7 protein-coding genes are annotated in these 4904 nt (G+C 68.7%); 5 read left to right on the top strand and 2 right to left on the bottom strand.

The window, feature by feature from the left end; genetic code table 11:
- Positions 1-200 (top strand): 2Fe-2S iron-sulfur cluster binding domain-containing protein (locus tag VNS22_RS02050; RefSeq protein WP_325729093.1); only part of this gene is annotated, 200 nt, incomplete at its 5' end.
- Here the strand turns inward: VNS22_RS02050 and VNS22_RS02045 are convergent.
- Positions 145-1005, bottom strand: a complete 861-nt coding sequence (locus tag VNS22_RS02045; protein WP_325729095.1) for a TetR/AcrR family transcriptional regulator — start codon at positions 1003-1005, stop codon at positions 145-147. The two genes, VNS22_RS02050 and VNS22_RS02045, sit on opposite strands and share 56 nt — an antisense overlap.
- 193 nt (positions 1006-1198) lie before the next feature.
- On the opposite strand from VNS22_RS02045, the gene VNS22_RS02040 reads away from it, so the two are divergent.
- The 4 genes from VNS22_RS02040 to VNS22_RS02025 all read left to right on the top strand — a co-directional run bounded on the left by VNS22_RS02040 (position 1199) and on the right by VNS22_RS02025 (position 4259).
- A complete protein-coding gene (locus tag VNS22_RS02040) occupies positions 1199-1549 on the top strand; it encodes a hypothetical protein (RefSeq protein ID WP_325729091.1) in 351 nt (116 codons plus the stop codon).
- Positions 1550-1839: 290 nt separating this feature from the next.
- Positions 1840-2133 carry a hypothetical protein gene (locus tag VNS22_RS02035; RefSeq protein ID WP_325729089.1) on the top strand — a complete coding sequence of 98 codons (294 nt, stop codon included), beginning with the start codon at positions 1840-1842 and terminating at the stop codon, positions 2131-2133.
- A 277-nt stretch (positions 2134-2410) separates the two neighbouring features.
- The gene (locus tag VNS22_RS02030) at positions 2411-3733 is read left to right on the top strand and encodes a calcium-binding protein (RefSeq protein ID WP_325729087.1); all 1323 of its coding nucleotides are present in this window, start codon (positions 2411-2413) and stop codon (positions 3731-3733) included.
- Between the two features lie 316 nt (positions 3734-4049).
- Positions 4050-4259: a hypothetical protein gene (locus VNS22_RS02025; protein WP_325729086.1), complete on the top strand. Its 210-nt coding sequence runs from the start codon at positions 4050-4052 to the stop codon at positions 4257-4259.
- Positions 4260-4302: 43 nt separating this feature from the next.
- Here the strand turns inward: VNS22_RS02025 and VNS22_RS02020 are convergent.
- On the bottom strand, positions 4303-4904 hold a 602-nt coding region (locus tag VNS22_RS02020; RefSeq protein WP_325729084.1), incomplete at its 5' end, for an SDR family NAD(P)-dependent oxidoreductase.

Here is a 4904-nt window from a genome sequence, read left to right as displayed (position 1 = left end):
CGGACGTGCTGATCGAGCGGGGCGTGGCGCTGGAGACCTCCTGTGAGCAGGGCATCTGCGGCACCTGCCTCACCCGGGTGCTGGCCGGCGTCCCGGACCATCGCGACGAATTCCTGCTCGAGGACGAGCAGAATGCCGGGGAACTCATCCTGCCCTGCGTTTCCCGCGCGAAGACTGCCCGGCTCGTCCTGGATCTCTGAGAACCGCCGCTGCCGCCGGGTTCGTTCCGTAGGCGCGCAGCAGGGTGGCGAGCAGGACCCGGTAGTTCGCCTCGACCGCCGCGAAGCCGCCGCTGTCCCGCGCGATCTCGCCGGCATAGGCGAACGCATAGCTCAGCATGCGCGCCAGCTCGGCCCGCGGCAGGCCAGCCTGGAGTTCGCCGCGGCTCACCGCCAGATCCAGGGCGAACTCCACGGCCGCCAGCACCTCGGCCCGGAACTGCGCGATGCGCTGCCGGATCCCGTCGCTGACCACCTCGGAATCCCCGGCAAACCGCGTGAGCAGGCTCCACACCCGGCCGGGCTGGCCCTCCTGGTTGAAGCGGTAGTACGAGGCCCGGTTGAACTCGATGGTGGCCTCGATCTTCGCCGTGAGGCTGGACTGCTCGTCCCGCCAGATCCGCAAAAAATGCTCGGACACGCGGGCCGCGTAGCGGTCGAGCGCCTCGGCGGCCAGCCCCTGCTTGTTCTTGAAATGATAATGGATGTTGGTGGTGGTGATGTTCAGGATCTGGGCGATGTCGGCAAAGCTGGTGCCGCGAAACCCGTTCAGGGTGAACAGTTCCGTCGCGACCGCCAGGATCAAATCGCGCATGGACGGGCCGGCCTGATCGCCGGCACTGCCATCCTTCGCCGGCGCGCGCCGGCGCCCCTTACGCACGGCCGGCCCGTCCGCCTGTGCACCGGGCGAGCCGCTGGCGGCCAGAAGGCGCGACACGGGCAGATGCGGGCCTGCCAAGCGCAGGGTCTCCTCGAGGTCGAAGCGGCTGACCCTGGCCGGCTGCATGCGCTGCAAGGTCGTGCCGAATCGTACCTATCCGGCTCCGTCTTTCAAAGGCTTGGCTGGATCGCGCCGACCGGCGGGGCGGCCGGCCATGCTCGCATAAGGGAGTCCGACGGGCATCCCGAAAGGCGTAGGCTGCTCCGCCCTGTCGCCCACCGGCACCAGCGGATTGCGGCGGCAGGGCTGGAGGACAGCCATGCGCGCATCCTGCCTCACCCTGGCGCTGCTCCCTCTGTTGCCGGCCGGGCCGGCCGGTGGCCATGACTGGTACGAGGGGCTGCTCTCTCCCCGCGGCTTCCCGTGCTGCAGCAGGAATGACTGCCAGGTGGTGCCCTACCGCCTGAACCGCGCGACCGGCGAGGAGGAGATCCAGGTGTACGGCCGCTGGTGGCCGGTCGATCCCCGCAAGGTGCTCGCCCTGGCCACCCCGGACGGCAAGGTCCACGCCTGCTGGGACCATCGCTACGTGCCGCCCGCCGAGCGGGTGACCTTTGGCTGCATCATCCTGCCCAGGATGACGCAGCTGGAGGTCCGGACGGTCGGCTAGCGCGATCGTCGATCAGGCGGTTCCACCTGGCAGCAGTGCTGCCGCGCGCGATGCTGCCGGCCCGGGGCGCCAGCTGTGATCTTGGTCATCATGACGAGGCTGGCCGTCCGATAGATTCCGGCATGGTGACACAGGCACGGCCACGGAGCAGCCATCATGCCGACCCATCCTTCCCCCGCGTCGATCGATGACAGCCAGCGGCCCGCAGGCCGCGTGATCGAGGCCGCCGATGCGGCGGCTGCCGTTCCCTGCCGGGGTGCCGGCCGCGCAAGCCGGCAGGAGATGCGAAGATGACCGACATGAACCTGGCCGAGCTGGTGAAGATCGTGCACCTGCAGGCCATTGCGGCCCGCGAGGCCACAGTATGCATCACCGCCGCCCTGGCCGAGACCGGCAGCCCGGAGCTGCGCATGAGCCTGCACCGGCACTTCCTGCGCTCGGCCGCGGTGCTCGACCAGGCGAGCCCGGTGATCGGCGAACATCTGCGCGAGCTCGCCGACCTCGTCGAGCTGGTCGGCAGCCTGCCCGGCGGCCTGCCGGATGCCTTCATGGCCCCGCCGGAACGGACCGCGCAGCCGCACTGAAGCAGTTCAGGTGGCGGGCCTGCACCACGAGCCGGCCCCGGCTCGCTGCCACCCGCAATGGGAATGGCGCATGCCGGCCTCCCTGCGCCGCCCGGTCTGTAGCCGGACAACAGCGATCTTCACGTAATTGCCTTCCACAAGGTGGATTCATGTTGAAATGTTCATGAATCCAGAGACATGTCGGCGCAGGCCGGCACCTTGCCCCGCCGCGCAACCCGGCCGCCTCCTTCCATCATGATCCGGCAGCTCCTCGAGACTGCCCAGGGGAGCAAGCGCCATGGCCGTGGTGACCGGCACCATCAACGACGACGTTCTGGACGGTACCGACAACCGCGACCTCATCTTCGGCCTGGAAGGGAATGACGAGCTGCGCGGTCATGGCGGCGACGACGTGATCGAGGTGGGGCCGGGTGACAACCTCGCCAGCGGCGGCAGCGGCAACGATCTGATCAAGGGCCATGGCGGCGACGACCGCCTGATGGGCGATGCCGGCGACGACATCCTGCGGGGCAATGACGGCAACGACAGCCTGACCGGCTGGACCGGCAACGACACGCTGCAGGGCGAAGAGGGCGACGACGCGCTCTTCGGCGACCAGGGCAACGACCTGCTGTTTGGTAGCGGTGGAACGGACCTGCTGCACGGAGGGGCCGGCGACGACCGCCTCTATGGCGGAAGCGGCGATGACCGCCTGTATGGCGGGCCAGGCAACAATACGATCTTCGGCCAGGAGGGCGACGACCACATCGAGCAGCCCGCCAACCATAAGGTCGTCAACGGCGAGTTCATCCTGCTCGACGGCGAGCACCTGCTGCTCGGAGGGGCCGGCGACGACTTCATCTTCGCCCCCTACAGCAAGAGCGTCATCTATGGCGGCACTGGCGATGACGACATCTTCCTTGGTGTCGATGACATCGATGAGGCGTCCTACCCCTCGGCCACGGTCGATGCCGGCGACGGCAATGACCGGATCGAGGGCGGGCTGGGCGACGACACCATGCGCGGCGGCACCGGCGACGACTACATCAACGCCAGCTTCGGCAACGACCAGGTCAGCGGCGGGGTCGGCGACGACATCCTGTGGGGCAAGGGCGGCGACGACGTCCTGAACGGCAACATGGGCGACGACAAGATCGTCGGCGGCAGCGGCCAGGACATCCTGATCGGCGGCAGCGGCCACGACCTGTTCGCCGCCCACTTCGCCGACGTCTTCGTGTCGCTCGATGAGTCTGATTCCTGGGTAGCCGAGGCCAACGACCTGATCGTCGACTTCACCCGCGGCCAGGACCGGCTGCAGCTCACCTACTTTGGCGAGGGGCATCCGGCGACCGGCGAGGGAGCCGCATCAAAGACGGTTACCTTCCAGGATCTCGACACCGACGGCAACGGCACGCTCGGGGCCGGCGACGCCGGTATCTCGCTGCAGGCGGTCACGTACGATGGCCAGACCAGGACCTCCCTGGTGCTCGACACCGAGCAGTTCGCCTTTGCCCCCGACGCACCGGTCGCCACCACGGGCACCATCACCCTGTTCGGCGTCACCGCGCTCTTCGCGGCCGACATCGATTCGGTGACCCCGAAGCAGGCTTTCTTCGGCTGATCAGGCCGCAGCGATCGGTGGGATGGCTGGCCTGTTCCTCCCATCGATCGCTGCGGAATGGTGCCTGTTCAATTTCCTCGTAGGGATATTATGAAATATCGAAGCATGGAATGATCGTGACACTCGTCGCCGCTCAGGCCAGACGCGCCGGCCCGGCGGTGCCTGACCGGGCCAGGAAAGAAGAAGCGGCGTCAGGGATTGTCCGCGTCAGGGATCGAATGGGAGCGATGCCTTTCCGGACGGCTGCGGCCAATGGCCATGCCCGCCCGCCGGCAACCCTGTCGCCCCTGCGCGGTTGCCGGGCTGGAGGTGCGACATGATCGGGGATGACGTGCAACGCGCGATCGACCTGCTCCTGCAACTGAACAGCCAGCTCGATGGCAACATCGCGCCCGCCGAGCTGGACGATCTCGAGCGTATCCAGCTGGCCGCCCAGGCCGAGCTGTCCAAGCTGCTGCTGCGGCTGGCCGAGCACGACCCGGAGGCCGAGCGGGTCGCCCTGCTGCGGCTGGACAGCGGCGGCTAGGGACCAAGCAGCCCGTCTGCCGTCACCGTCCAGGGATGCGCCGTCAGGTCCGGCCGCGCAGGGTGAAGCCCACCAGCGCCGCCAGGCCCAAAGCACCCGCCGCGGTGAGCAGACGGGCGCTCGATCCGGTCAGGCGCAGGGCGTCGGTCTTGGCCTCCTGGCTGAACGATCCGCGCAATGCGTGGCCGCCCGGCACGGGCTGGAACAGATTGTCCCGCCGCTCCAGGCCGGTGGGGGCGGGCCGGCACTGGCCCGCGACCGTGGTGGCGGCCAGATAGTGGTCGGCCAGGCCGGGTGCCGCCATGTCGCCCAGGATCGCCAGGTCGGTGCTGCCGCCCAGCCAGTATTCCCGGTCCGCATGACGGGCGGCATGGCAGATCGCTTCGGCGGCGACCTCCGGCTCGTAGACCTGCCCGGCCGGCCGCGGCTGGCATTTCATGTGGGTGCGCGCCCAATCGAACTGCGGCGTGTTCACCGCCGGCAGGTGCACGGTGGTGAGCCGGATGCGGCTGCCGTCATGGATCAGTTCGGTGCGCAGGCTGTCGGTGAAGCCGCGGATCGCGTGCTTGGCACCGCAATAGGCCGACTGCAGCGGAATGCCCCGATAGGCCAGGGCGGAGCCGACCTGCACGATCGTGCCGCGGT

The organism is Geminicoccus sp., assembly GCF_035556675.1.
Lineage (GTDB): Bacteria > Pseudomonadota > Alphaproteobacteria > Geminicoccales > Geminicoccaceae > Geminicoccus.
The sequence above is the reverse complement of the archived record's forward strand: the minus strand, read 5'-3'. Positions and strand labels throughout refer to the sequence as shown.

What these genes read in the sequence shown, in the direction of transcription:
- VNS22_RS02035 (WP_325729089.1), top strand. Translation starts at nt 1,840, where the DNA reads ATGACCGACATGAACCTGGCCGAGCTGGTGAAGATCGTGCACCTGCAG.
- VNS22_RS02025 (WP_325729086.1), top strand. Translation starts at nt 4,050, where the DNA reads ATGATCGGGGATGACGTGCAACGCGCGATCGACCTGCTCCTGCAACTG.
- VNS22_RS02045 (WP_325729095.1), bottom strand. Translation starts at nt 1,005, where the DNA reads ATGCAGCCGGCCAGGGTCAGCCGCTTCGACCTCGAGGAGACCCTGCGC.
- VNS22_RS02030 (WP_325729087.1), top strand. Translation starts at nt 2,411, where the DNA reads ATGGCCGTGGTGACCGGCACCATCAACGACGACGTTCTGGACGGTACC.
- VNS22_RS02040 (WP_325729091.1), top strand. Translation starts at nt 1,199, where the DNA reads ATGCGCGCATCCTGCCTCACCCTGGCGCTGCTCCCTCTGTTGCCGGCC.